24 protein-coding genes and 1 pseudogene are annotated in these 26,907 nt (G+C 51.9%); 1 reads left to right on the top strand and 24 read right to left on the bottom strand.

The window, feature by feature from the left end; genetic code table 11:
* Nucleotides 1–84: 84 nt before the first annotated feature.
* From HMPREF9166_RS00720 to HMPREF9166_RS00610, 22 genes and pseudogenes are all read right to left on the bottom strand, one after another.
* Entirely contained in the window at nt 85–477 is a 393-nt protein-coding gene (locus HMPREF9166_RS00720) for a hypothetical protein (RefSeq protein WP_009442115.1), read from the bottom strand.
* Nucleotides 478–488: 11 nt separating this feature from the next.
* Entirely contained in the window at nt 489–1,031 is a 543-nt protein-coding gene (locus tag HMPREF9166_RS00715; RefSeq protein ID WP_009442114.1) for a lytic transglycosylase domain-containing protein, read from the bottom strand.
* 126 nt (nt 1,032–1,157) lie between these two features.
* Complete coding sequence (locus HMPREF9166_RS00710) at nt 1,158–1,658, bottom strand: hypothetical protein (RefSeq protein ID WP_009442113.1); 501 nt, start codon at nt 1,656–1,658, stop codon at nt 1,158–1,160.
* Entirely contained in the window at nt 1,591–2,550 is a 960-nt protein-coding gene (locus HMPREF9166_RS00705; protein WP_009442112.1) for a DUF3990 domain-containing protein, read from the bottom strand. Before HMPREF9166_RS00705 ends, HMPREF9166_RS00710 begins: the two co-directional genes overlap by 68 nt.
* 79 nt (nt 2,551–2,629) lie before the next feature.
* Complete coding sequence (locus tag HMPREF9166_RS00700; RefSeq protein ID WP_009442111.1) at nt 2,630–2,845, bottom strand: hypothetical protein; 216 nt, start codon at nt 2,843–2,845, stop codon at nt 2,630–2,632.
* Nucleotides 2,846–3,062: 217 nt separating this feature from the next.
* Nucleotides 3,063–4,412 carry an NADP-specific glutamate dehydrogenase gene (gdhA, locus tag HMPREF9166_RS00695; protein WP_009442110.1) on the bottom strand — a complete coding sequence of 450 codons (1,350 nt, stop codon included), beginning with the start codon at nt 4,410–4,412 and terminating at the stop codon, nt 3,063–3,065.
* A gap of 173 nt (nt 4,413–4,585) precedes the next feature.
* Nucleotides 4,586–5,065: a 23S rRNA (pseudouridine(1915)-N(3))-methyltransferase RlmH gene (gene rlmH / locus HMPREF9166_RS00690; protein ID WP_009442109.1), complete on the bottom strand. Its 480-nt coding sequence runs from the start codon at nt 5,063–5,065 to the stop codon at nt 4,586–4,588.
* The gene (locus tag HMPREF9166_RS00685) at nt 5,062–6,174 is read right to left on the bottom strand and encodes a S1C family serine protease (RefSeq protein ID WP_009442108.1); all 1,113 of its coding nucleotides are present in this window, start codon (nt 6,172–6,174) and stop codon (nt 5,062–5,064) included. Before HMPREF9166_RS00685 ends, rlmH begins: the two co-directional genes overlap by 4 nt.
* A gap of 12 nt (nt 6,175–6,186) precedes the next feature.
* Nucleotides 6,187–6,942 (bottom strand): MBL fold metallo-hydrolase, encoded by a 756-nt coding sequence (locus HMPREF9166_RS00680; RefSeq protein ID WP_039980768.1) that lies wholly within the window; start codon nt 6,940–6,942, stop codon nt 6,187–6,189.
* A gap of 150 nt (nt 6,943–7,092) precedes the next feature.
* Nucleotides 7,093–8,352, bottom strand: coding sequence for a Wadjet anti-phage system protein JetD domain-containing protein (locus HMPREF9166_RS00675; protein WP_009442106.1), 1,260 nt, complete (start codon nt 8,350–8,352; stop codon nt 7,093–7,095).
* On the bottom strand, nt 8,321–11,641 hold the full coding sequence (locus tag HMPREF9166_RS00670; RefSeq protein ID WP_009442105.1) for an ATP-binding protein: 3,321 nt from the start codon (nt 11,639–11,641) through the stop codon (nt 8,321–8,323). The genes HMPREF9166_RS00675 and HMPREF9166_RS00670 overlap by 32 nt, the downstream gene beginning before the upstream one ends.
* Nucleotides 11,610–12,209 carry a DUF4194 domain-containing protein gene (locus HMPREF9166_RS00665; RefSeq protein WP_009442104.1) on the bottom strand — a complete coding sequence of 200 codons (600 nt, stop codon included), beginning with the start codon at nt 12,207–12,209 and terminating at the stop codon, nt 11,610–11,612. Before HMPREF9166_RS00665 ends, HMPREF9166_RS00670 begins: the two co-directional genes overlap by 32 nt.
* Nucleotides 12,206–13,624, bottom strand: coding sequence for a Wadjet anti-phage system protein JetA family protein (locus HMPREF9166_RS00660; protein WP_009442103.1), 1,419 nt, complete (start codon nt 13,622–13,624; stop codon nt 12,206–12,208). Before HMPREF9166_RS00660 ends, HMPREF9166_RS00665 begins: the two co-directional genes overlap by 4 nt.
* 9 nt (nt 13,625–13,633) lie before the next feature.
* Entirely contained in the window at nt 13,634–14,236 is a 603-nt protein-coding gene (locus HMPREF9166_RS00655) for a 1-acyl-sn-glycerol-3-phosphate acyltransferase (protein ID WP_009442102.1), read from the bottom strand.
* A 12-nt stretch (nt 14,237–14,248) separates the two neighbouring features.
* Nucleotides 14,249–14,902 carry a (d)CMP kinase gene (gene cmk / locus HMPREF9166_RS00650; protein ID WP_009442101.1) on the bottom strand — a complete coding sequence of 218 codons (654 nt, stop codon included), beginning with the start codon at nt 14,900–14,902 and terminating at the stop codon, nt 14,249–14,251.
* Nucleotides 14,903–14,918: 16 nt separating this feature from the next.
* Nucleotides 14,919–16,223: a 3-phosphoshikimate 1-carboxyvinyltransferase gene (gene aroA / locus HMPREF9166_RS00645; protein WP_009442100.1), complete on the bottom strand. Its 1,305-nt coding sequence runs from the start codon at nt 16,221–16,223 to the stop codon at nt 14,919–14,921.
* Between the two features lie 3 nt (nt 16,224–16,226).
* A complete protein-coding gene (locus tag HMPREF9166_RS00640) occupies nt 16,227–17,438 on the bottom strand; it encodes an NAD(P)/FAD-dependent oxidoreductase (protein ID WP_009442099.1) in 1,212 nt (403 codons plus the stop codon).
* Between the two features lie 97 nt (nt 17,439–17,535).
* Nucleotides 17,536–18,204: pseudogene (locus tag HMPREF9166_RS11775) on the bottom strand (pseudouridine synthase); the annotation flags it as partial.
* A gap of 7 nt (nt 18,205–18,211) precedes the next feature.
* Nucleotides 18,212–21,604 (bottom strand): DNA polymerase III subunit alpha, encoded by a 3,393-nt coding sequence (locus HMPREF9166_RS00625; RefSeq protein ID WP_039980759.1) that lies wholly within the window; start codon nt 21,602–21,604, stop codon nt 18,212–18,214.
* Between the two features lie 16 nt (nt 21,605–21,620).
* On the bottom strand, nt 21,621–23,399 hold the full coding sequence (locus HMPREF9166_RS00620; RefSeq protein WP_039981485.1) for a hypothetical protein: 1,779 nt from the start codon (nt 23,397–23,399) through the stop codon (nt 21,621–21,623).
* A gap of 24 nt (nt 23,400–23,423) precedes the next feature.
* On the bottom strand, nt 23,424–24,128 hold the full coding sequence (locus HMPREF9166_RS00615) for a glycosyltransferase family protein (RefSeq protein WP_009442095.1): 705 nt from the start codon (nt 24,126–24,128) through the stop codon (nt 23,424–23,426).
* Complete coding sequence (locus HMPREF9166_RS00610) at nt 24,118–25,050, bottom strand: hypothetical protein (RefSeq protein ID WP_009442093.1); 933 nt, start codon at nt 25,048–25,050, stop codon at nt 24,118–24,120. The genes HMPREF9166_RS00615 and HMPREF9166_RS00610 overlap by 11 nt, the downstream gene beginning before the upstream one ends.
* Nucleotides 25,051–25,117: 67 nt before the next feature.
* Between HMPREF9166_RS00610 and HMPREF9166_RS12825 the strand changes: the two genes are divergently transcribed.
* Complete coding sequence (locus HMPREF9166_RS12825; protein WP_071586095.1) at nt 25,118–25,243, top strand: secretion protein HlyD; 126 nt, start codon at nt 25,118–25,120, stop codon at nt 25,241–25,243.
* Between the two features lie 50 nt (nt 25,244–25,293).
* Here HMPREF9166_RS12825 and cutA read toward each other — a convergent pair whose 3' ends face one another.
* A complete protein-coding gene (cutA, locus tag HMPREF9166_RS00605) occupies nt 25,294–25,626 on the bottom strand; it encodes a divalent cation tolerance protein CutA (protein ID WP_009442092.1) in 333 nt (110 codons plus the stop codon).
* Nucleotides 25,627–25,662: 36 nt separating this feature from the next.
* The coding region (locus HMPREF9166_RS00600) for a YifB family Mg chelatase-like AAA ATPase (protein ID WP_009442091.1) at nt 25,663–26,907 on the bottom strand (1,245 nt) is incomplete at its 5' end.

Here is a 26,907-nt window from a genome sequence, read left to right as displayed (position 1 = left end):
AACACTCCTTTTTGACAATTCTCCTCCATAATCTATGGTAATGGAAATTTTTGCCGAAAAATCCTATCTTTTTGCATTTTGAAGTTAATTTGGCAGTTCTTTTGTCATCTGCATCATTTTTCCCTGGTCGATGATGTGGAAAAACGGCTCACGCATCAGGATGAAAATGCGCTCATGGTCACTTCCCTTGTCAATCAGAAGACGATTTTCCTGCATCTCAACGCTGTGCCCCGGCTCATGCATCAGAGAAAGGAGGTCGACGGTAGACGCGACACTGTACTTTTCGATCACTTCCTTGACGGCAATTTCGTTTTTTGCTGCATAATAGAGGTTGAGCGTGACGAATAGAAGCAGTGCATTGACGAGAAGCAGCAGTTTTGTGAGTGTCCGCACGCCATCGCCGTGGCAGCGCGTGTAGATCCAGCCGCCGATGATGAGGATAAGCAGGGAAATACCTGCGGTTTGGATTAGATTCATAGCTCCCTCCCTCACCCGTATTGATACATCTGATAGAGGTTCATGTAGGCACGATGTACTTTGGCCACATAGTCAATCGTCTCCCGGTACGGCGGCACTCCACCGTACTGGTAGACAGCAGCACTGCCGGCGTTGTAGGCGGCGACGGCCGTACTTACGCCGTATTCGCCGAGCCCGCCGAAGTTGTCGAGCTGTGTGCGCAGGTAGATCGTTCCGCCGAGGATGTTGCCGAGCGGATCATAGGGATTCACACCGATGCCGGCCGCCGTAGCGGGCATGAGCTGCATGAGTCCAATCGCACCGGCAGGGCTGCCCGCTCCCAGGTAGAAGTGGGATTCCGTCTCCATGACGGCCGTGATGAGGAGTGGATCGACGTTGTAGCTTGCCGAAGCGTACAAAATGGCATTCGTGATCCAGTCGCACTGCGCCGTGTCGCCGTTATAGAAGCTGGCATCGGTATAGATGACGCTGTAGAGGTCGGCGGCTTCTCCCCTGCCCGGCAGGAGGACGCTCAGTGAGAGCGCACAAAGGACAAATAATCTGATATAGTGCATAGCATTCTCCTTCCTTGTCTGTTCTTTTTAGTATAAACGACAGGAAAGGGAAAAAATTCCGCTCTTTTGCACACATAAAAAGAACTTGCCGTCATGACAAGTTCTTTTTATGTATCTATACTGCGGTCAGCGTGTGTACGCTGCTTGTGGTGTATGCGTATGGTTTTTTGTTTGCGGATGCACGGCCTTTTCGCGCATCCATTCGTCCATGACCTCGACGAATTTGCGGATGTCGGCTTCATGCAGTGGATAGTAGCTGCGCTCAATCTGCTCCATCGGTACGGCAGCGAGGATCGTCTCAAAAGGGACGCAGCGCAGCCACTGGTAATAGGCAAGCGTCCATCCCGCCCAGTATGCAGGCGTTTTTTCCGCATAGAGTGCTGCCGGATAGGGAGGCTGCTCTATATTCAGCTCCCACAAGCAGTCCCAGAGCAGTTCACAGCCGGTGCGGCCGGCGACATAACGGGGATTCCCCTTGCCGAACTGATCGGCCACACCGGAGTCCACGAAGTACTCTGCCGTCTTCCCGATGGGGATATGGCAGGTGTTGACTGCGTAGTCAAACATGTTGCCAAGATTCACCTGCGCGTCCGCGATATAGAGGTCTGAGTAAGATCTCGTCGTCATTCCTGATTCCCTCCTGGATGATACGCTCGATGGTCAGCTTGTTGGGAACGCGGATCTGTCCCCTGAGAGACCGTCGATAGTCATCACGCGCACGTACATCACGCTCCATGTATAAACGGATGTATTTCTGCGCTGTCTGGTAGGCACGTTTGAATGTAAGCCGCTCAAATGCCCGCTCCGATTTTATCGCAACCTGCTCCCCTAGTTTACCGAGATGCATTGCTTCACTGAGTTTATCCAGACTGATGCGGTTCTGCAAAAAATCCGTTGCATACTGGAAGTATGAATCGTCCGCACGATACCCAACAACAACATCTGCCCGCGATAAGTCCACCGCAAAGTTTTGGATGAGATACTCCCGCGCATAGTCACTGTCATCGTCCAGGTTGTTCGGCCGACGGTGCTGCAGCAGTGTCCCAATCCAGTTGAGTGTATGGTACTGCTCTGAATTTAGGTTGACTATGTTCAGCCCATCCGTTTTTAATGTGTAGCCTGAAACGACACCGCTCTCTCCGCGCTGGCAAGACCACTCTTTAGCAAGTTCCATATCCTCTGTACAGTAGAAGCACTTGCCGAAATCGTTTGCCTCACGGCACTTCGACAGGCTTGGCCAACCGATGGCATCACGAGAGCCGTGAAAGAGAATAATTTGTCGCTGCGTGATCTGCGCAGGAAGAAACGCCTCGTGAAGATAATGCGCTTTAAGATATGCGCATGTTCCGGCTGAGATCTTTCCCGTATCGAGGGCGCATTCGATACTGCTTTTCAGCTCGTGCTGCGCCTTGGGGATCAGCGCGGCCTGTCCCACGGATTCAAGAGCAGCGATTTTCTCCCGAATCTCCTGCGGCATCTGCTCTTCTGCGTAAATATCCGCTGCATTCTCGTTGCGCATGGACTTTCCTTTCCTCAACGGACGGCCGCATCATGGGCGTGACGCAAAAATCGTGGATGATCCCATGTTTTGACAAGCTCTATTTAAAGATGGTGCGTACATCCCCTGTATAGTTCGTCACGCCGTCATGATCGAAAATCTCCTGCGTGTCGTTATAGGTGATCTGCGGGTTCTCGATCTTCCCGGAATGATAGGCGAACTGAATCACGTACCCATTGAGTGCAGCCTCGAGTTCGGCAGCACTCCTGAGCTTTTGATTCTTCCACGCCAAGACGATCTCGTCGTATTTCTCCATACATCCACCTCGACTTCTCTGCTGCCATTATAACATATATTTCAGCGAGAATTTCTTTTCACGCCATCATAAAATTCATCCAGCAGAAGCATACCATATACGCATACGCCTGCGTGGTACCACTAAAATCTCGCCCATGATAGCTCACTTGTCAGGCTTATGAACGATATGCATAGAAAAAAGGCTGCCGAAGCAGCCCTCGTTCAAACGATTTCTTTTAGACCAAACCATGTGCAAGCATGACGTCTGCCACCTTGGAGAATGCAGTGATATTTGCGCCCGCAACGAGATCATCGGAGTCAGCATAAAGCTCTGCATTTTTCTTTGCATCACGGTAGATATGGCTCATGATCTTGCGAAGGCGCTTATCCACCTTCTCAAAAGTCCACTGGCGGCGCTCAGAGTTCTGCGACATCTCAAGGGCGGATACGGCCACACCGCCCGCATTGGCCGCCTTTGCCGGGGCAAAGAGTACCTTGTGGCTCTGGAAATAAGCAATGGCGTCAAGCGTAGACGGCATATTTGCACCTTCGCCGACTGCTTGCACTCCATTGGCGACCAGCAGCTTGGCAGACTCCAGATCGATTTCACTCTGTGTCGCGCACGGAAGTGCAATATCACACTTCACCGACCAGACGCCGCTGCATCCTTCGTGATACTCTGCATTAGGGTGCGTATCTGCATATTCTTTGATCCGTGCACGACGCACTTCCTTGATCTCCTTGAGTGCGGCAAGGTCAATGCCGTCCGGATCATAGATATAGCCGTTCGAATCGGAGCACGTCACAACCTTCGCACCAAATTCCTGCGCCTTCTCAATGGCATATGTAGCGACATTTCCAGCGCCGGAGACAACGATTGTTTTGCCTGCGAGGTCGATTCCTTTTGCCGCAAGCATATCCTGCACGAAGTAGAGAAGACCATAGCCCGTCGCTTCAGTACGCGCAAGACTTCCCCAGTAGTCCGTACGTTTGCCTGTCAGAACACCCGCATCGTAGGAGTCACGAATGCGCTTGTACTGTCCAAAAAGATAACCGATTTCACGCCCGCCGACGCCAATATCGCCTGCCGGCACATCCACATTCGGACCGATATGACGATAGAGCTCCGTCATGAAGCTCTGGCAGAACTTCATCACTTCGTTATCTGAGCGGCCGTGCGGATCAAAATCTGAGCCCCCCTTGCCGCCGCCGATGGGAAGGCCGGTCAGAGCATTCTTGAAGACCTGCTCGAAAGCAAGGAATTTCAGGATATCAAGCGTAACACTTGGATGGAAGCGAAGACCTCCCTTGTAGGGGCCCAAGGTGCTGGACATCTGGACGCGAAAGCCGCGGTTGACCTGAATTTCCCCCTTGTCGTCTACCCAAGGGACTCGGAAGGAGATGATGCGGTCCGGCTCGATCAGGCGCTCCAGAATCTTGTGCTCCTTATACTCAGGATGCTTTTCCAAGAGAGGGACAACCGAGGTCAGCACCTCACTGACGGTGTTTTTAAAATGGCTTTGATCGGGATCGCGCTTCGATACCAGATCCAAAATATCATCCACGTACTGTTTCATGTTCGACATAATAATTCCTCCCTCTTATCCTTCCTGGAGATTATCCAGTGAACGAGAATGAGTATAGCATAGAGGATGAAGTTTTGTATAGCGGTTGTGGGCATGAATACAATATGCATTTACAAATACAAAGAGTGTTCCCCTCCTCCGTTCAATGAGGAGAAAGGAACACTCTTCTCAAGTTATAGATGATATGGTTCATGACGGCTGATCTTGAACGAGCGATAGATCTGTTCCATTAAGAACAGCCGTATCAGTTGATGCGGCAGGGTAAATTGTGAGAAGGACAGACGCAGATCTGCTCGTTGGCGCAATTCATCGGACAGTCCAAAGGGACCACCAATTAGAAATGCAATATGGCTTTCTCCCATGAGCATCAGACGATCAATCCGCGCGGAAAATTTCTCGGAAGACATCTCCTCGCCGCCCACATCTAAAACGATCAGGTAAGCCCCCTGTGGGATTTGCGAAGACAGCCGTTCGCCCTCGCGGCGAAGAACTTCCTCCTTTTCCGCGGGAGAAGGTCGATCCTTCATGCGTTCTTCGATGATCTCGATCGTACGCAGATCGGTATAATGGCGGAGACGTTTTTTATACTCTGCAATACCGTCGCGTAAATATTTCTCCTTTAGCTTCCCCGCGCAGACAATCGTAATTTTCAACGATCCTCCTGCGGCATCTCTTCCAGAACGACTTCTGCTTTGTTCTTCGTACTGTTTCGTTCATAGGTTACCGTCACCTTGTCACCGACCTTATAGGAGGCAATCTTATTTCGCAGGTCAGCAACACTGTTGACTTCCTCTCCGTTAATCTCAAGAATGATGTCTCCGCGTTGGAAGCCCGCTTTACCGCATGGACCGTCGAGTGTCAGACGGAAGATATAGACACCCTTATCGATGTTCAGCTGGTAGCCGTAGCGAGCTGCCGTGTCCGGATCGAAGACGGATACACCGAGATAGGGGCGTGCCACATAACCTTTTTCGATCAGTTCGTTGACGATTGTCTGTACAGTATTGATCGGAATGGAAAAGCCCATTCCCTCTACGCCGCTCGCTGCGACCTTCGCACTGTTGATGCCAATGACCTCTCCATCAGCATTGACCAATGCCCCGCCGGAGTTGCCCGGACTGATTGCCGCATCCGTCTGAAAGAGCTTGACGCGTTTGTCACTGATGTCAAGGGTTCGGTTCAAGGCACTGATCACACCTGCCGTAACGCTGCCCTGAAACTCAAGCCCCATGGGATTGCCAATAGCAATAGCAGGCTCTCCGACAACCACGCCGTCCGAATCACCGAATACGGCTGTCGGAAGATTGTCCTCATCCACCTTCACCACAGCAAGGTCGGTAAACTCATCCTGACCGATCAATTTTCCCTTCAGTGATCGTCCATCTGCGAGAGAAACGATGATTTCCTTTGCCCCACTGATTACGTGATTGTTCGTGACGATATAGCCGTCGCTGCGAAAAATAACACCGGAGCCGACGCCCTCTGTCTGCACCGGATTATTGAACCAGTCGCGTGCCACAGCCTTGTTCGTAATCCCAACGACAGCAGGACCTACAGCTTTTGCCGCACGCACTACGGGTGTATTACGCGCATCGGAGATATTAGAAACATCCACGGTCTGTGCGGGTTTTGTCCCTGTCGTTCGGGTGTCGGCAGCCGTGCCCATGGAACAACCGCCCAAAATTGCAAGGGATGCCAATACTGCGGCGGCGGTCAAAACAACGCCCTTGCGCCGATGGCATTTGAAATGTAAATTCATCATAACAGCTCCTCTTTACAGCTTAACTTCCGCTCCGCCCTCAGGAAGACAGGATTCGACATCCATCGTCATACCGCGCATTGCGAGAATATCCTTGATCGTATTGAAAGCAAGATCGGGGCCATTGTTTTCCTCCGAAAGGTGCGCCAGAAAAACCTTGTGCGGTATCTTCTTCATGCGCGTCAGTGCCCATCCCGCTTCGACATTGGCAAGATGTCCACGGTTGGAGAGGATTCGCCGTTTGAGCGGCCAAGGGTATTTTCCTTTACGGAGCAAATCTGTATCGTGGTTGGCCTCGAAGACGAGCACATCAGCCCCCTCCATCGCCTCCTGTACGGTATCTGTCACAACGCCAAGATCGGTAGCAAGTGTACAGCAATATGAGCCCTCTACGCGGAATCCGCAGGGATCTGCCGCATCATGGGAAATAGGGAATGGGTGTATGGTAACATCACCGACGCAAAAATCCCCAGAGACACAATGCATATCCTCCGCGAACACGGCACCCCCGTCAATTCCAGCAAGAGTCCCCCGGGTCGCAAGGATTGGCAGGTGGTATTGCTTCGACAGAGTCTTCAGACCTCGTACATGGTCGATATGCTCATGGGTAAGGAGTATGGCGTCAATGGTTTGCGGATCGATTTCATTGGCTCTGAGTGCTTTCGTGATCCGTGCCGCACTGATGCCGGCATCGATCAGAAGACGCACCCCGTCCAGCTCTATATAGACGGAATTTCCCTTGCTTCCACTCGCTAACACAGTTACCTGCAAACTATATCCCCTCCAGTGAACACATCTTATTCTTTCTGTCTGTAAATTTTCTGCATAATTTCTATGGACTGCGTTAATGAAGCACCGATAAAGTCCGGTGATATCTCTTGACGATGTTTCCAGATCTTGGCTGCAATCCTTCACAGAACATTACTCTTCGTTCAGGGAATCCATCCCAGACGAATCCTGCCATAACATGACTTCCTGTTCGACCCACTTCCCCTCGTCCAACATCACGCGAATGAGGCTATGCCACGTTGAAAAATCTTTCTGCTCGAGTAGCCCCGAAAGAGGTTTTCTCTGCGCAGGGGTGAGGCTCTGTGCAAATGGTAAATATGCACGAAATGTCTCTACGTCCATGCGATATTGGCTGAGTGTCGGAAAATACCGTCTTCGCAGGAATTCAAAGATACGGATACCTCCGTAATCGATGTCTCCCCAGTGACGTATATGGAAAGTCCGATGGAGGGGGGCAATTTTTAAAAGAAGAGCTTGTACCGTACGGTTTGGGAATCCTGCCGTATAGATGAGGAGGTGATTGGTATCTACCATTCGTGTCAGAGTTTCTGCATTTGTCAGATTCTCAATGGTCAGAATTTCAGGGGGAAGCACATCTATTTTCATGGCAGTGATTGTATCATAGGTAAGCATCAATCCACCCGGAAAATCTGCGAGGAAATATCGTCGATCACCAAGCAGAAAAGTTAGATTTCCTGCGATCCACACCTTTCCTTGCGTCACGGCAATCCCTGCTGCATCCATATACTCTGCGGCCGACGCACATGGCTCATCGACAAATCGACGTAAGAGACGGAGCAGCGGCAGCTCTATGTGTTGTTCAAAATACTTGCTGTTGCGGAAAATACGCTGGCTAAATACACGTCTTGGTATGGCGCTCTCGCCTTCGGCTGGAAGAGCAAGGATAGCGCGTATCAAATTCGCGTAAAGAACCTGTTCTTTAGGTAAGATCGCGGGAATCACATTATCTGCAAGTGATTCCATCATCGTGGCATAAAAATTCTGCACCCACGGTGTACGTACATTTGCAAGAGCTAAAAGCTTTGTCTGATATTCATTCACCCGTATCAAAGGCATGACTTTCCCCATCCGTTGATACAGAGTAGATACATTTGCAGAAAGAAGGATACGCTCTATCCGTCCTGCCCCGTGGCGTTCCCAGACGACGAGAATCAGTCTTTGACGCTCAAGTTCACACGCTGCTGCATGTATCGCTTCCCGCTTATCGACATCCATTTCATCGGTATAGTCAGCGGAAAGTGCTGATTTCAGGATACGAAACTGTGGCCGACGCCCCAGCTCCCCAACTGCTGCTTTACTATTTTCGTACTTTTCCAATAAAGTTGTTAGAATAATATCCTCATAGTGCATCTGCAGAGGCATCAGCTCCATGATTCAGTCCTTTCTCCCACGTTGCTACATCCCCTAATTCGTCAGTAAAGCAATGATTTCCCACATTGGTGACAATAATTGACTGATCCATCAGCGGGGCGATTGCTGCCAACTTCTCATCGGGAACAGCAACAATCAGCTGCATTTTCATCCGTTTTATCAGTTCGATGCATGATTTAATGCGCTCTTCATCCATCTTGTTGAATGCTTCATCAAAGACAGTCAGGCGTATTGTTTTATCATTGTAAATCTGTTGAAAAGCGGCGAGAATTGCAATGTAAAAAGGAGTCTGCGTCTCTCCGCCCGACGTTTGCCGGAGGACTCTAGAGTAAAGATAATTCTGACCTGCCGTATCTGTGATACGGATGTCATAGTCCAGATATCGCCGATAATCTGAAAACTCTTCCTGCTCCTCGGGTGTTCCTTTGACTAGCTTGTCAAACAGCTCCATTGCCTGTTCGTTTGCCGCGGTGTCCGCATCGGCAAAGAGCCCGCCTGCCGTCTCCCAATCCGCCATCATCACTGCATCATAGAGCGGCTTGTACTTCGCACTTGGCGTAACAAGAAAGCTATATTTATCCTTGTGGAACTGAAACTGATTCAAGGCATAGTTCAACTCACGAAATTCATAACGTGCACTTTCAATCGCCTCGCGCATACTGAAGATGAAATGAGCCTTAAACTCCATCTCCGACTGAGCGAGAGCCTCACGTGCCTTCTCCTCAAAGGAAGGTATATCCGTCCCAGAGAGTCGCTCTAGGATCTCTGTGTAATAACTGTGATCTGGATCATAGACATGTCCCGTATCTCCATGCGCGAGCCCATAATGCTCTCGCGCAACGAGAAGTTTTTGCCACATGTTGTCGCGCCGGGTCTCATTCCCTCGTCGGCTGATCTCATAGCTCTGCAGACGTTCCTCCATGCTCCGTCCTCCACGCGCCTCCTGCATGAGTGAGGCAAGACGTGCTTCTGCGCCAGTACAGAGATCAGGATAAGTCTCTCGCCATGACTCGACGGCCTCGGCCGCAGCAGCTGCCGTACGCTCTAGGATTGGTATAGACCGTTCTGCTTGATCTAGCTCGGATTCAGCGTGTGCCTGTGCCCGCATCGTCTCTGCGCAATCATGCGCTGCCTCTTCGGCGCGTCGTTTGGATTCCTCATAGACGGATTTCAGGCGCACTGCCTCACTGAGATCCATCGCATTCAATTCTCCAGAAATGCGCTCAAGGTCTGCTTTGCAGGCGTCAAGTTCGGCAAGAACGTTCATTCTCTTCGCAGCGTTTGCGTATCGATGCAGCGGTTCATGAAGAACAGAGGAGATCTGCTTCATGTGGCCTGCCCCTTCAGCAAGTACGACTAGGCGCTGCCTTACTTCCGCAAGTTCTCGCTCACGAATTTCAAGCTGGCGGTCTATAGCACCTGCACCGATGTATGGAATCTCGTAGAACCGTCGTGGTATCTGACGCGCAACCAAGCCCTTGTAGGACATACAGCTTTTTGTCGCCGCGCTTCTATACCTGAGCATATCCTGCTCATTGTCCGCCTGCATCACGTTTCCGAGCAGGTGGTCGATACACGCCTGTGCGAGGGGGTTCTGTGTCAGCAGGAGTGCGGCGAGGGATTTGTTTTCCTGTTGGCCGAGATACTTTTTTTCCGCCTCCGTATTCACAAGACCGACGCCCTCTATGTTGCGTTCTCTTTTTTCTGTTTCATAGATGTGCAGTGCTTCGCGAAAAAATTCTCGTTCCACAAGGAGGTCAAATCTCCGGGTATTCAGATACCCCTCCAACGTATCACGCCATTCTTCGTCCAAAATCTCAATCTCCTCACAGAGCACATAGACCTTAGAGCGACCCGCAAGTCGCTCTTCAAGCAAAGCCTTAAGACGCATCATCTCCGGACGATATCTGCGTTGCCTCCGTTTCAGACCTTCAATCTCCGAGCACAGTTCCTCCCGCCGCTGGACTGCTGCACTCTGTGCCTGTTCCAAGAGAAGATTGCCGCGCTGCCATAGATTGCTGACAGCAGCAAGTATTTCGCCGCCCGCCTTCAGCTGCTCCTGGATCTGTTCGATTTGTGTTGTCTGGATGGTATCTTCTGCCGCATATTTGAGTGTCCGCGCGAGCTCCTCCAACGCCTGTGGCATTCCCTCTGGCAGGCGAAAGAACTCTCCTGCGGGGTATGCGCCGAGTGCGGATACTTCCTCGAACTCACCCATGAGTTCCTTACGCATGAGCTGTCGTGCGTCTGTGAGCGAACGGTATTTTTCCACCCGTTCCTTTTGTGTCTCCAGCAGCTCATCCCGTCTGCGCTTTTCGTCATTTCCCTGCCATGCAGCATACGCCTCCTGCTGTTCCTGGTTTCTGCGTTTTGAGAGGCGTTCCTGTGCATGCAGTTTCGTCTGTAAATCGTCCAATCGATCACGACAGGTCTGTCTCTGCCGGCGTCCCACAGCCAGTTTCTCGTCGGCGTTCTTATGCCGAAAAGACAGCAATACGAATTCCTGCTCATACGCCGTATCCCGCAATTTACAGTAAGTATCGTAGTGATCTTTCAGTATTTCCAATTCATGCTTTCGAGCACGCAGATCCTGCAGATCACGCTCGAATTTCTGATAGGAATAGAACACCTCGCGCAGAACATCCAGCTTCAAATCGCGGGGAAGAAGGACATATTCATAGATAAAATCGCGCACCTGGTCGATGGGGCGGAAGGCGATCGCACGAGAGAACGCCGGCAAAAAACGCGAGGACAGCTGCCCCAGCCGGTTCATCAAGCGTTTCTGCCATTGTTTCTTTCCCGTCTCAAACACACTGCTGCCGTGCGCATACCTGCGATGAAATGTCTCCTGCGTATAGAGTGTGCCGTCCGTATTGCGAAAGTCAAGCTCCGAGAGCGTATGCTGATCGATGAGAAAGAATTCCTCCTGCATCCTGTCATCATGAAAGACATCGACCACGTATCCGACAATGAAGGAGTTTTTCTTGATGTCATCATAAAACTCAAGTGCAATATAGGAGGTGAATTCGTCTGCACGCAGATACTGTACGCCCTCTGCCTTGATTTTGCCTCGCAGGTAGTGCAGCAGAGTTCTCCGTGCCTCCTGCGTCGCTGCAGCGTTGAAGCGCGTCTGTGTCTGACTTCCGATAAAGAGATACTGCAGTGCATCCAGCAATGTGGACTTACCTGCACCGCTGTGTCCTGACAGCATTGTTGCCGAGCCGAAGGCAATCTCTTCCTCATCAAAATAATGCCAGTTAATCACCTTCATTTTCCGCAGCGTCTTCATAGTCCTCCTCCTTCCTCTGTCGATAGATGTCAAGTCTGCTATATAGGTCCGAAAGTTCTTCCCCGTCTACGGCAAGGGCGAGTGTATGGAAAAGGCGAATGCGTGACTCTTCGGAGAGATCCCGATCCAACACATCTGCGAGGCGATATTGCTTCGTGAGCTGGGTCAGGCGCTGTATCGCCGTTTTCTTGAGATCGGGCAGATGAAGTGCCAAATATTTGGCGCGGATCTCTGCGAGCGTCGTCATTGGAAACGCGCTCAGGTTTAGACTCGTCCGCTTTTCCTCGTAGATGAGGCGCAGTACAAGCAGCCATATACTTTCCTCCATGGTCAGAGCCCGTCTGTGTGCCATGCCCGTGGAGAGCAGCCATACGATCTCATAGCGTTCGTCTACACGAAACTCCCAGCCGATGACCTGAAAGTACTCCGCAATCTCTTCCCGATAGCGACGTGCCGCGATATAAAGTGCAGTATCGTGTTCGCGTGTCAAAAAATTGCACGACAACAATGCCTGTATGACACTCCGAATACGAGTACGTTCTTCTTCGTTCAGCAGCTCAAGTTTCATTTTATTTTCCCCTTGCGCCTGACGGTGCGGTTGCTGTATCGTACCGTATCTTGCTCTTCGATCTCCTTATTTTTACCCAGCCGGTACTTTGCCCAATCATCATATCCATAGAGATAAACGTAGAGCAGTTGGAGGAGATCCGGAGATTCAGTTTCCCTCAGCAGCGCGAGCAATTCGTCAATCTCCATGGAACTCCGTTGCCCAAGAACATTCAAAATCCACGTTTCGATTTTCTGCCGTGATATACTGCGTGCGACGCGCTCCGCACTTTCGCGGCGTACACGCTCACGCAGTGTTTCGTCGATACTGCGTACGGGGGTGTCCGTATTTGGGCGCAGGACGCGTTTTTTGCGTGGCACGTAACGTGATGACGGAAGAAGCATATTCGTTGTTTGCAGACGAAAAATACACGGCAGCTCATCAATATCCCGTCTCTGATCGCGTGCCTCAGCGACTGCCATGAGAATCCCCGCGATCATACTCTCCGTGCGAGCGCTTCCCTCCTGCTGCAAATAGAGTGCACGTTCATAGGATGCACGAACATATTGATTGTGCCGGCGGTCGATCTGCGCGAACATATCATCAAGCCCTCGATAGATTTCCTCGATTGCCTGAAGCGAGGCTTTCATGCGATATTCTGCTGCATCCATCGAGTCGGCAAGCTGACGTCGCACAGCATCATCACAAAGTGAGCGAAAACGCTCCTTATTCTGCCGTATGTCCTGCACCTCCTGCAGGATACGTATACGGTAGCGGGAAACATGATCCGAGGTCTTAAGGCGATGATAACTTCGATCGACAATATCTGCCCGATATTCGACAAAATGATGGGAGAGTACATCCTGTAGACTCGTTTGGGAAGATACCTGCTCCATTTTGCTTTTAATGTTGTTCAGCAGGATGCGCAGCTCCTCAACAAACTCCTCTGCCAAGCGCTCCGCTTCGAGTACTGCCATACTTGGCTGTACCTTTGCTCCATCACCTGAAAGTACCTGATATGTCGTGAAGGCAAAGCGCTGGTATTCAACGGCTCGGCCTTCGCACAGATTTGCAAAAAGCCCCCACAAACGACTGCTGTAGTGTGGAAGCAAAATAAAGATTTTAAAGTTTTCGCGCTGCTCGTAATCCAGCCAACCGAATTCCTTCATACGGCGAATCATGTGGTTGGCTTTGGCACGCGACTCCTCTATGGCATTGTCCTTGTCCGAAAAAACGTCGTCCTCATAGGCTACGCCCGCCTCTGCCCAGCTCTCGATGAGTTCCTGAAACTTGTCTCGTAGAATCTCCTGCTCGATACCAAACTGGGCAAGACGGTACTGTTCGTAGAGACAAAGTCCAGCTTCCGCATAGATGCGGCGACATTTCCCCGCGAGAAGCCCGAAGAAGCGCTCTGGTAAGACATCGAATAGCTCCATGAGATCGCCTCACTTTTTTACGAGTTCATCCTTCATCCGTGCAATATGTGCCATGATCTCCTCGGAGAAGGCATCCAGCTCCTCCTTGCTCTTGCGGTCGCCGTGAAACATGATCGGTGCGCCGTACATGATCCGCAGCTGTGGAATCAGTCCGCCGTTGGAAAAAATACGATGTGAATTGAGAATGGCAACGGGCACGATCGGAGCCCCCGTCATGGCGGCGATGAGCGCGACGCCTGCTTCCGCCTTTTGGAGTTCTCCAGTCTTGCTGCGTGTCCCCTCGGGGAAGAGTCCAAGAATGCGTCCTTCCTTTAGGATATTAACTGCCGCCTTGATCGCGCCGCGGTCAGATGCGCCACGTTTCACGGGAAAGGCATGGCAGCGGCGAATCGCCGCACCGAAGATGGGGTTCTCAAAGAGTTCGATCTTTGCCATGTAGCTGACGGGACGATCGATGAGACTTGCCATCAGCGGCGGGTCAATATTGCTTGCATGGTTGGCGGCGAGAATCACGGCTCCCTCCACAGGGATGTTCTCGCGGCCATAGACACGCGCGCGAAAGATAACGTAGAAAATCAGCCGAAAGAGATGCTGCAAAAATCCATAAAACATATATGCGCCTGCCTATTCTGCGAGTTCCATAATCCGCGCGGCAACTTCGTCGATGGAGAGTGTGGTCGAGTCAAGCAAAACGGCATCGTCTGCCTGACGCAGCGGCGAGATGGCACGCTCACTGTCCTGCTTGTCACGTGCGGCGATCTCCTGTTTCAGCTCGTCAAAATCCACTGCATAGCCCTTTTCCTTCATCTCATCATAACGGCGGCGTGCCCGCTCCTCCACAGATGCCGTGAGAAATACCTTCACATCAGCATGGGGGAGCACGTTCGTCCCAATATCACGCCCATCCATCACGACGGCACCATCTGCTGCCATCGCACGCTGGAGCTCGACCATCTTTTCCCGTACCGGGCCGAGGGCAGCGACGCGCGAGACAATATGTGTGACCTCAGGCGTTCGGATCGCATGCGTCACATCCGTCCCATCAACGGTGACGCGTGTCCCGCTCTCTGTGCAGGTGAGCCGTACATCGATGTCATGGACAGCCTGCAGGATGTCCGCATCGGTTGCTTCCTTCGATTGCTGCAGTGTTTTCCATGCCACACCGCGATACATCGCGCCCGTGTCAATGTAGGTATAGCCGAGCTTTTCTGCCACAATTTTGGCAACGGTGCTTTTCCCGGCGCCTGCCGGTCCATCAATTGCTATGACACGCTTCATACGAAATCCTCCTCATTCACAGCCGATCGATCTCGGAAAAAAATGTCGGATAGGAAATATTCACGCTTTCGGGATTCTCAATGAGAGCTCCCGCCCCTGCTGCACCAAGCACAGCGAGCGACATTGCCATGCGATGATCGTCATAGCTCTTGACCTGCGCCCGCCGTATCTCGGATTTTCCGTGAATCACGAGGCCGTCCTCACGCTCCTCGATGCTTCCGGGAGATAACTTCTGCAGCTCCGTCGCGATGGCATGGAGGCGGTCGGTCTCCTTGACGCGGAGTTCACCCGCTCCTGTAATGATTGTATCGCCCTCGGCAAATAGTGCAGCGACGGCGAGTACAGGAATCTCATCGATCAGCCGCGGCATAATCTCTGCGCCAAAAGAAACGCCGTGCAGGGGCGCTGCCTCAACAAGGAGATCAGCAACGCATTCCCCGCCGCTCTCACGCTCATTGTGCACGGAGATATGCGCCCCCATATCTCTCAGTACATCCAGTATCCCCGTACGTGTGGGGTTGATTCCGACGTTATTCAGGCGCAGACGGCTGCCTGCGATGATCGTCCCAGCGACAAGGAAGTACGCCGCCGAACTGATGTCCCCCGGCACCGTGATCTCGCCCGGCGCATGGAAGCTGTCCTCCTCCACGGGAAAGATGGTAACGCTCGTTCCACTGCGCTCAAGATGGACACCGAACCCCGTGAGCATCTGCTCGGTATGGTCGCGTGAGATGTACGGCTCCGTGACAGTGGTCGGTGCATCCGCATAAAGTCCCGCAAGCAGAATGGCGGACTTTACCTGTGCACTCGCAACAGGGCTGTCATAGTGGATGCCGTGCAGCTCCTTCTCTGACGGAACAATGGTTAGCGGGAGGTTATTGTTCTCGTTCCGTCCATAAATTCGTGCACCCATCGTTGAGAGCGGGCGGCGTATGCGTCCCATCGGGCGGTGCGTCAACGAAGCATCGCCGCTGAACACGGAAAGAAAGGGCTGCGGGGAAAGGAGGCCCATCATCAGGCGCAGCGTCGTCCCCGAGTTGCCTGCATCGAGCACGGTCAATGGCTCAGAGAGGCCATGCAGTCCCCTGCCCGTAACAATGAGTTCCTTTTCGTTCAGAAATTCAACATTGACGCCGAGTGCCCGCATCACGCCGACGGTCGAGAGACAATCCGCCGCATGGAGAAAATTTTTGATGTGCACCGGCGTATTCCCGAGTCCTGCAAACATCACGCTGCGATGCGAGATCGACTTATCCCCCGGAATATCAATTATCCCCTGCCATCCGTGTGCTGCGGCAGTGACTGTCTTGACATCAGCCATTATTTAACCACCTTCCATCAATACACTGTGAGTTCCAGCAGCGTGTCCCATCGAAAATGCTGCCTGAAGATTATATCCACCCGTATACGCATCCACATCAACCAATTCTCCGGCAAAATAAAGTCCATGCACCAGCTTTGATGCCATGGTGCGCGGGTCGATCTCACGTGTTGCAACGCCCCCTGCTGTCACGATCGCCTCGGAAAGAGGACGTGTCCCCACGATGGTCAACGGAAGTGCCTGCAGTGTTCGAACGAGACATTCACGCTGTTTCGAAGATATATGGCCAACGATGCTGTCGGGAGAAAGCTGCGCTGCGCTCAGTACGATATCAATCAGACGCTTTGGCAGGAGATCCATCATCCCATTGTGAAGGTGCTTCTGTTCATATTTTGCAAAATCCCGATCCAGTCGGTCACGTAATTTCTCATGGGTCAGCGCAGGTTTCAGGTTCAGATGAAGCGACAGTTCCTGTACGCCCTCTGTAAGCAGTTCAGACGCACGGCGGCTCAGCTGGAGGATAATCGGTCCCGTGACACCAAAATGAGTGAAAAGCATTTCGCCAAAGAAATGCTGCTCCTTTTTGCCGTTATGGCAGAGCGACGCACGCACATTGCGCAGGGACAGGCCCTGCACACCCTTCACCCATACCTCCCGTGTTACAAGCGGGACAAGTGCGGGAAAGATGGGTGTAACAGTGTGGCCTGCTGCACGTGCGAGCGCATAACCATCTCCTGTGGATCCCGTCGCAGGATAGGATGCACCACCCGTGGCAAGAATCACGGCGTCTGCCACAAGACATGAGCCATCCGAGAGACAGACGCCGTGCACAGAACCATCTTCAAGGATGAGTTTGCGCACTGCTGTATTTGTACGAACCTCTGCACCGCAGTCACGCAGATGATGCAGCATCGCATCGACCACATCGACGGCGCGATCACTCTGCGGGAAAACGCGATTGCCGCGTTCCGTTTTGAGCGGCACACCCAGTTTCTCAAAGAAGTTGATAACATCGGAATTATCAAAAGCACGAATGCAGCTGTTGAGGAATCGTCCATTCCCTACCACATTTTTGATAATTTCCGGGACATCATCTGCGCTTGTCACGTTGCAGCGGCCTTTTCCCGTGATCATCATCTTGCGGCCGACGCGCGGCATCTTTTCGAGCAGCGTTACGTTCCCGCCGTGTTCCGCCGCCGCTGCCGCCGCCATCATCCCCGCTGGTCCTGCGCCTACGACGAGAACCTTCCTCACTATGTATCCCTCCCGCTATTTTTTGCAGTTCATGTATCTCATCCAAAGTCAGATGACGAAATGCTCCGCAGGGCAGCCCATCCAGCGTCAGCATAGCAAAGCGGACGCGGCGGAGTCTTTGCACACGGCAGCCGACGGCGGCAAACATGCGCCGCACCTGTCGGTTCCGCCCCTCATGAATAATCGTCTCGACGAGCGTGCGTCCTCCCTCCCGGCGCAGAATGCTCAGCTGCGCAGGAGCTGTTTTCCCATCATCCAGAAGAATCCCCCGTCGAAGCTTTGAGAGCTTGTCCTCGGTGACGGTTCCTGTTACCTCTGCATGGTATACCTTGTCGATCTCAAAGCGCGGATGAAGGAGCCCCTGTGTCATAGCACCATCGTTTGTAATAATCAGAAGTCCCTCGGTATCCGCATCGAGTCGCCCGACAGGATAGAGACGTACAGGAAAATGCGGCAGGAGATCCAGTACTGTTCTGCGTCCCCGATCATCGTGTGCCGTCGAGAGACAGCCGCGTGGTTTATGGAGAAGAATATACAGCTTCTCCTCACTCCCCTGAACAGGTGTACCATCGACGGCGATCTCATGGAACGATGGATCATACTTGCTGCCAAGCATCGTGACGGGCACGCCGTCCACCGTAACGCGGCCATCTCGTATCAATGCCTCTGCTGCACGGCGGGAAGCGACCCCGGCATGGCTGAGAATTTTCTGCAATCGTTCTTCCATACTGTCTCTACCGCACTCTCACGGCCTGTGCCCCCATCAAAGTAATAAGTTCTTCACGAATTTCGCGCGACCCGTCGATCCAATACGAGGATGCCAGCTGACGCCAGCTTCCATCACTCTTTACATAGACGGGATGCGTGCCTGCATACTTCGTAAACAATTCTTTCATCCTTGTCCATAGGACACGCCGATCCACATCGGGCGGCGGAACAAGATAGAACGATGTGCTGTATTCGTGCATCGGCCAAATCTCATCCGCCAGCACTTTCGGTTCTTCTCCCGACGCGTCGACATGCCCCTGCACCACGAGAACACAATCCGGTTCAAGATCGGACACGTGAGCGTAGAACACGCGCGGAAATACTGTGAGCTCGATGTGTCCGCTGTAATCCTCCATCTCAGCAAAAAGCATTGTATCGCCTTTTTTTGTCGTGTAGCGTTTCGTATTGGTCAATATGCCGCCGATACGAACAAGTTGACGATCTTTACACAGTCCCGTTAAAATATCTGAAATTGGCAGGAGACAGGAAAGGGTGTCACGGTAGTCATCGAGCGGATGTCCGGTGATGTAGAATCCCGTAGCCTCTTTCTCCCACATCAGACGTTCGCGAGGTGTACTTGGAGGAACTTCTACAGCATTCTGAACTTGATGGATGGATTCCATCGTATCCTGTCCAAACAGCCCCATCTGTCCGCTGATACGATCCCGCTGGGTTCGCGCAGCATCCTGCATCGCAGAGTCCAGAGAAGAGAGCAATTGATTCCGTTCGGTGCCAAGGCTGTCAAAGGCACCGCATTTAATCAGGCTCTCTATCGCACGCTTATTCAAAATGCGCACATCAATGCGTGCACAAAAATCTATCAACGAACGAAAACTCCCATTTGCTGAGCGTACCTGTTCCATACTTTCGATCGCTGTCTCTCCAACGTTGCGCACTGCCGCGAGTCCGAATCGTATGGCACCGCTTTCAATACTGAATCCCGCTGTGCTTGCATTGATGTCCGGCGGCAGAATTTTGATGTTCATCTGATGGCATAGCTGAATATAGACGGGAATTTTATCCGTTTTATCCATGATACTCGTTAATACCCCTGCCATGAACTCCACAGGATAGTGTGCCTTGAGATACGCCGTCTGCCATGCCAAGAGACCATACGCGGCACTGTGGGATTTGTTAAATCCATAATCAGCAAAATGTGTCAGGAGATCGAAGATATGATTGGCAAGTGCCGCCTCTATTCCATTTTTTTCGCATCCCTGGAGGAAAATCTCTTTCTGCGCCATCAAAAGCTCATGTTTCTTTTTCCCCATGGCACGTCGTAGGAGATCCGCCTGTCCAAGGGTAAAGCCCGCCAGAACCTGGACGATCTGCATGACCTGCTCCTGGTAGAGGACGACGCCAAATGTCTCCTTGAGAATCGGCTCAAGAAGCGGATGCAGATAAACGACCTCTTTTTTTCCATGCAGGCCGTCGATAAAATCGGTCACCATACCGCTCCCCAGAGGCCCTGGACGATAGAGGGCAACTGTCGGAATGAGGTCGACAAACCCTTTGGGCTGAAGATCCTTGACGAGATTCGTCATGCCTGTCGATTCCATCTGAAAGACAGCACCTGTATCTCCAGCGCATAGCATTCGTGATGTTTTCTCATCAACGAGAGGGATCTTGTCCACATCCAGCTCAATACCGTGCGACTGTCGTATATTCTTCACGGCATCGTCGATGATGGTGAGTGTGCGCAGTCCCAGAAAATCCATTTTGAGAAGGCCTAGTGCCTCCACGTCATCCTTGTCATATTCTGTGACCAGCGTACCGTCAGAGACCCACACGGGCACTTGTCTCGTCAACGGCGACTTTGCAATCACAACGCCGGCAGCGTGAATCGAGGTGTTGCGCGGCAACCCCTCTATCTTACGTGCGAGATCAATGACGCGATGCGTCTTCTCATCCTCCTCATACCGCTTGCGAAAGTCGGCGGACTCCTCAAGCGCGCGGTCTAGCGTGATATTCAGCTCGGCGGGGACGAGTTTTGTAATGGTTGACACTTCGCCAAATGGCATTTCCAGCACACGAGCGACATCGCGAATTGCACCTTTTGCCCCCATCGTGCCAAAGGTAGCAATCTGGGCGACATGATCCTCTCCATAGCGTTCTTTGACATACGAAATAACGCGACCACGATTGATATCGTCGAAGTCGATATCAATATCTGGCATCGACACGCGTTCTGGGTTGAGAAAACGCTCAAAAAGAAGTGCATACTGTAAGGGATCAATATTCGTAATGCCAAGTAAGTAGGCAACGATACTTCCTGCCGCAGAGCCACGTCCCGGCCCGACCGCGACGCCATGCCCGCGCGCATAGTTAATAAAGTCCCACACAATGAGAAAGTAACTGGCGTATCCCATCTTATGAATGACACCGAGTTCGTAGTCCAGACGTTGACGCACCTCGTCCCTTGCCGTAGGATACCGTGCAGGAAGACGCTCTATACAAAGTGCACGGAGATAGGCATCATCTGTTGTATATCCATCGGGGAGCGGATAGTACGGCAGCTGCAGTTCCCCGAAGGTAAAGTCCACCTGACAGCGCGCTGCGATTTTTGCCGTATTCTCTATCGCACCTGGATAGTCGGTGAAGAGATCGGACATCTCTTCCTCGGATTTCAGATAATAGTCAGGGCCCGAAAAACGCATTCGATCGGGATCGTTGAGTGTGCGTCCCGTCTGCACGCAAAGAAGAATATCATGAAACTCGCTGTCTTCTGCATGGACATAGTGCACATCATTGGTGGCAGTTAGCCCGATATCATATTTTTTTGCAAGATCCCGGAGTGCACGATTGACGGTCATTTCCTCCGGGAGGCCATGATTTTGAACCTCCAAGAAAAAATTATCCTTGCCAAAGATATCCCGATACTCGCGTACAAGCTGATCAGCAAGTTCCATATCTCCACGCAGGATGGCCTGTGGTATCTCGCCTGCCACACAGGCGGACAGGGCGATTAGGCCGTCATGAAAGCGATGGAGCAGCTCCTTGTCAATACGGGGCTTATAATAATATCCCTCGATGTTGGCGAGGGATATTAGCTGAACCAGATTACGGTAACCACACTCATTTTCGGCAAGCAGAATCAAATGATAATATCGTGTCCCATTCACCTCTGCACGTTCCTGCCGCTGACGTGGAGCGAGATAGACCTCACACCCAATGATCGGATGAATCCCCTGAGCCTTTGCCTCTTTATAGAAGGCGACTGCACCGTACATAACACCGTGATCGGTCATGGCGACAGCATCCATGCCGAGCTCTTTGGTTCGTCGCACAAGATCTTTGATGCGGCTCGCACCATCCAGCAGACTATACTCTGTATGTACGTGCAGATGCGCAAAGGCCATTGATGTCTTTCCCTCCTTAGGTCTGTTCACTGCCATTACGGATACGGGCATGCAGAAATGTATCCCATATCTCTCGATAGGCCGTTTCCAACCCATGCATATATTCCTGCGCATTCATGAGTGGAGCTTGCTTCATATTCGCACGCAGCCCTGCATGGTAGCCCGCGATCAGCTTAGGTGACTCTGCGAGCTGAACGGCACGACGAACATAGTTGATGTCGTTCTCTGCAATCAACTCACGTACGCCCGCATTGGTCAGGATGGACGCACCAAAGCGGGCACCATGCGTACGTCCACGCATGGAAATCACAGGGACGCCCATATAAAGCGCCTCACACGTCGTCAAGCCACCATTATAGGGGGCTGTGTCCAGTGCGATATCGATATCGCGGTACTGCTCCAAATAATCGGGACTGAACGGGCGAAACTCGATCCGGTCAAGATCGAAGTTTAGCAAAGCAAGTCGTTTTTTTGCAAACTGGAGCCCCGCGTCAATGCTCGCAATCTTCCCCTTGATGATGAGTCGTGAATTATTGACGGTCTCCAAGATGCCGCGCCATAAGAGCAGCATCTCATCCGTCACTTTGGCAAAATTATTAAAACTGCCAAATGTAACATATCCATTTTTTCGTACCGGAGCCTCATATTCCGCCTCAGGCATCGCACGAATTACATCCGGCATATAGCAGAGATGGGAATGCGGCAGGCGGAGAATCTTCTCTGTAAAGCCCTTCTCTGCAAGCGTATCTCCCTTTGGAATGCATACCTCGTCGGAGAGAAAATAGTCTACCGTATGAAGCCCTGTCGTATTGGTGTAACCAATTCCTGACACCTGCACCGGTGCCGGGCGATACGCCATAATCGGAAGTGCATTGTCCTGTGAGTGTCCCGACAGATCGACCAGAATATCAATTTTATCCTCTGCAATGAGCCGTGCTGCTGTCCGTGGCGGGCGCCCGCGCAAGTCGCGCCACGTCACACGACGCGTGCGGAATCGCTCGGTCACTGCATCACTCCTGCCGAGCGCATAGCAGAATACCATGAAATGTTCGCCGTCAAAATGACGGAGCAATGGAGGGATAAAATAGGAAACAGCATGCTCCCGAAAGTCTGGAGATATATAGCCGATGCGCAGCTTTCGCTGAGATGAGCGCGCAATATGTGCATGTGTATATGGTGTCACATGGAGCAGCTCTTCATAGTGCTCTGCCTTCTGTCGCCCCTCTTGCGCTCCGAGTTGACGATAGTTTCGCATGAAAAGATACTTGCTGTAAAGCTCAGCTGCAACGGAATCATCATCAGCGAGACGGCTCGACATGAGTAATTCATGCGCCGCTCCTTTTGCTTCGCCGACGAGATAGAGGGCATCGGCAAGCCAGCCGCGCGCACGTCTTAGGATCTGATGGTAGATTGTGTATGAGAGATCCTCTGCACCGAGCAGTTTCTCCTTATAGGACAATTCTTCAATGAGATCCGCCAAAAGAGCAATCTCATCATCCAGTCGAAAATCGAGTGCGGCAAGCCCTGCTTTCACTATACGGGCACGAGGATGACGCGGCTGAACACGAAGAACCTGATCAGCAAGTGTCTCTGCCTCGTCTGTACGGCCGCTGTAGAGTGCCACCTCGGCATTTACAGCGACAGCATCGACATCGCCGGCTTTCAGACGCTCGACCTCCTGCGCGCATGCACGCATCCCCTTTAGATCTCCATCGGAGGAAAATTTTGTTGCAAGGCGCAGCCAGTTCAGCTTCTCCTCGGCAGCATGTTCCTCTAGCGGCACCTGTTCCTGCATCTTCATCCCCCTTTCCCCTTTGACTCAGATCTCTGGCTGCAGTTCTTTCCCGTACTCCTGTAAAAAGATTTTCTGATCGTGCTTATACTCTGGTGCAAGCGGCTTTTCCTGCGGACAGTGAATGCACCAAAAATCTTCCTCCTGATTTGGGACAACACATCTGAACTCGTGACGCCGCATCTCCATACACATCGATGTATCATAGAAATGCCAACCCCTGAAGAGATCCTCCCGCCAGCGAACGCCATACTGTATCGCCAGAAAGAGGCCGTCTGCCGCCTCAACGTCAATGTGTGGTCCATTGGGCTCCATACAATGTGAGTCAATAACACTCTCTGTTTCACAGTGATGAAGAACACGCCCATAGGTGCGAAGTCCGTCCCACCAAACACCCGACTGCGGCAGGCTTCGGCATCCGATCACACCGACAAGGCCGATGGTCTCATCACGAAAAATAGAGAGCAGGTCGGCAATCACATTCTTATTGACCACAAGGACATCCTGGTGCAGATACACCATATAGCGCGCATTGGTTGCACGCGCCCCCTCGTTGTACCCTGAACACATGGATTGCGCACCGCGCACGGGGATATACTCGACAGTTATCCCTACGGGAACGGAGAGTGCCTTGAGATAGAGAAGGCATTCTCGGTACATATCTTCATCATTGACACAGGTGATAAAGGCTATTTTATGTTCATCCACGCACACGATCGGCTTACTCTTCATGCGTACATTCTCTCTGCAAACTCAGATACAGCTCCTGCTTAGCAGGGTCGATGCTCTCTGCTGCACTCTCATGCAGCAGTTGCTGGATATATAGATCATGCCCTTGTGAGTATGCAAAAAGGGCACGATAGAATCGCTCAGTGTGCACCACAGTCTCATGAATCAATGCCGCAAGATAGGCAGGAAAAATATTCAGCTGTGCTACTTCATCCCACAGCGAGCGCGTAGACTCTACTCGTACAACATCATACTCGATGCGATGAAGGAGACGCACGATATGCCTACGTTGTTCGGCTGTATACATCGACTTGATCAGGGAGAGCTCCGGCATCGACCGATCTGCACGGATCAAGTAGAACTCTGCCTCCAGATCATCGTCATGATTCTCAAACCCGGCTGCGACGAGCCGGTCAATCATACCGGGCGGTGCCTTCCTTTGCTGTGCTAGACAGCGCACACTCTTATAAAAGGAAGCATACAGCAGCTTCTCAAACTCTGCACGTGCATAAAGACGCGAAACAATGGAATAATAGTGCCCGTCCATCAGATTTTGCAGGACAGACCAATGACGTATATTGCGGAAACTCGTCAGGAGTGCCCCTGTATCTTTTAGGAACAGGGAAAACCCTGCCGCGATATCCTGCGGATTATCCACATTTTCCAATGCCAGATCGGAAATAATATAGTCAAAACATTTTCGTCCATACGGCAGAGGGGTTGTAACGTAATCGAGTTCCTGCCAATGAACACCTGTGGGAATGTCTGTCGGATCGCATTCAGCGGCAAGTGCATGAAGCTCCGCATTAGGAAACATATCCCGCAGCTGTGGCAGATATTCAAGGCTTTCAATGATAAGTACACGCAGCGGAGCAGCATCAGGTACAAGAAAGGAAAGGAGCTCTGATCGAATCTTTTCAGCCAAACAATGTCCTCCCCCGCTTTGCCGTTAGGGAATCGCTGATAAAATGAAGTCCGTCAGATTGGCGTAGATTTTTCGCCCGATTGAGGAGGCAAACCGGACGCATAGCCAAAGCTATGTGGAGGATTTGCCGACAAAAAGCGGGCAAAAAAGATGCGCTAAGATGGCGGTGCTGAATTTATCAGTGCTTCCCTAGGTATATATCGAAATCATTATAACACAGTCCGCAAAGAAGTTGTATCCATATTATTCATCAAACGCAGTACCGTCAAGCAGCGGCAAAACAAAGACAACCGGCATCTCATATGGATGGATCTTCCGAATCGCACGCATCGTCTCATCAATTCGCCGTTCTTCAACACGTACCTCGACCTTTAGTTCCTCCGCCTCGGTAATCTCGCTCACTTCTCCCTCATAAGGCTCTGTTCCAGCAAGAGTTCGCCATGTCCCCATCACAGGACTATAGGCAAGGCAGGAGTCATAGTTCCCGATATGTCCGGCATCCACCACCTGTAGTGCCTTTTGGAGTGCAGGAAGATGTGTTCGCGGAATAAATATTTCCATCTTTACATACTTCATGGGCGCAAACACCTATTATTTCTTCGTGTCAAGAAGTCACTCGATGCTCAGTCCGACATCACTGCGCAGCTGTATCGCCTCAGCAATATGAGATGCTCCGATGATCGGTTTTCCGTCAAGATCGGCAATCGTCCTCGCCACCTTAATGATGCGGTCATGCGAACGTGCCGACAGCTGGATACGGTGAAATGCTGCTTCCAGCAGATGCTCTGCATCCTTCTCCATCGTACAGTACTTCTTGATCATGCTGTGATTCATCTGTGCATTACAAAAAAGCCCGTGACGTTCTAGGCGATCCCGCTCGATCGTACGTGCCCGCACCACGCGGGCACGTATCGCTGCAGATGACTCGGCCCGCTGCGTCGTATGCAAATCCGCATAATCCACACGCGATACACGAATATGAAGATCAATACGGTCTAATAACGGTCCCGACAGCTTGCGTGTGTAACGTTTGATCTCCCCTGCAGAACATTCACAGGTATGATCTTTATCGCCCAAAAATCCACAGGGGCATGGATTCATCGCGGCTACCAAAATGATACTAGAGGGAAACGTCAGTGTTGCGTTCGCACGCGACACCGTAATCTGGCGATCCTCGATCGGCTCACGCAGCACCTCAAGCGTCTTCTTGCTGAACTCCGGCAGCTCATCGAGAAAGAGCACGCCGTGATGGGCAAGCGTCACCTCGCCCGGACGCGGGATGCTCCCGCCGCCGATCATCGCCACCGTCGAGGACGTGTGATGCGGACTGCGGAAGGGACGCGTCGTCACAAGCCCCGTATCTTTACCCAGCAGTCCCGAGATGCTGTAAATCTTCGTGATCTCGATGGCTTCTTCCTTCGTCAGCTCCGGCAGAATCGAACTCATGCGGCGCGCCAGCATCGTCTTGCCGGAACCGGGCACGCCGACCATCAGGACATTGTGCCCTCCTGCCGCTGCAATCTCAAGCGCACGTTTCGCCTGATACTGTCCCTGCACGTCCGCAAAGTCATCGGTGAAAGCGGCGTCTTTTTGTGTTTCGATATGATTCGGTGTGACAGGAGTCAGCACCTCTGTGCCAGTCAAATGACGCACAAGCTGCGCCAGATTCTCGACCGCATAGACCTTTAGTCCGTCAATAAGAAGTGCCTCGTCTGCATTGGACGGTGCAACGTAGAACTCCGTCAGACCGTTCTCCCGTGCCGTAATCGCCATCGGAAGGATGCCGCTGATCGGACGGCAGTTTCCATCGAGGGAAAGCTCCGCAGAGAAGAGCGCATTCTGCACCGCCGCCTCTGG

It is taken from the genome of Selenomonas sp. oral taxon 149 str. 67H29BP, from assembly GCF_000146365.1.
In the GTDB taxonomy this organism is placed as follows: Bacteria; Bacillota; Negativicutes; order Selenomonadales; family Selenomonadaceae; genus Centipeda; species Centipeda felix.
Note: the sequence above shows the minus strand (reverse complement) of the source record. Positions and strands in the feature narration are given on the sequence as shown.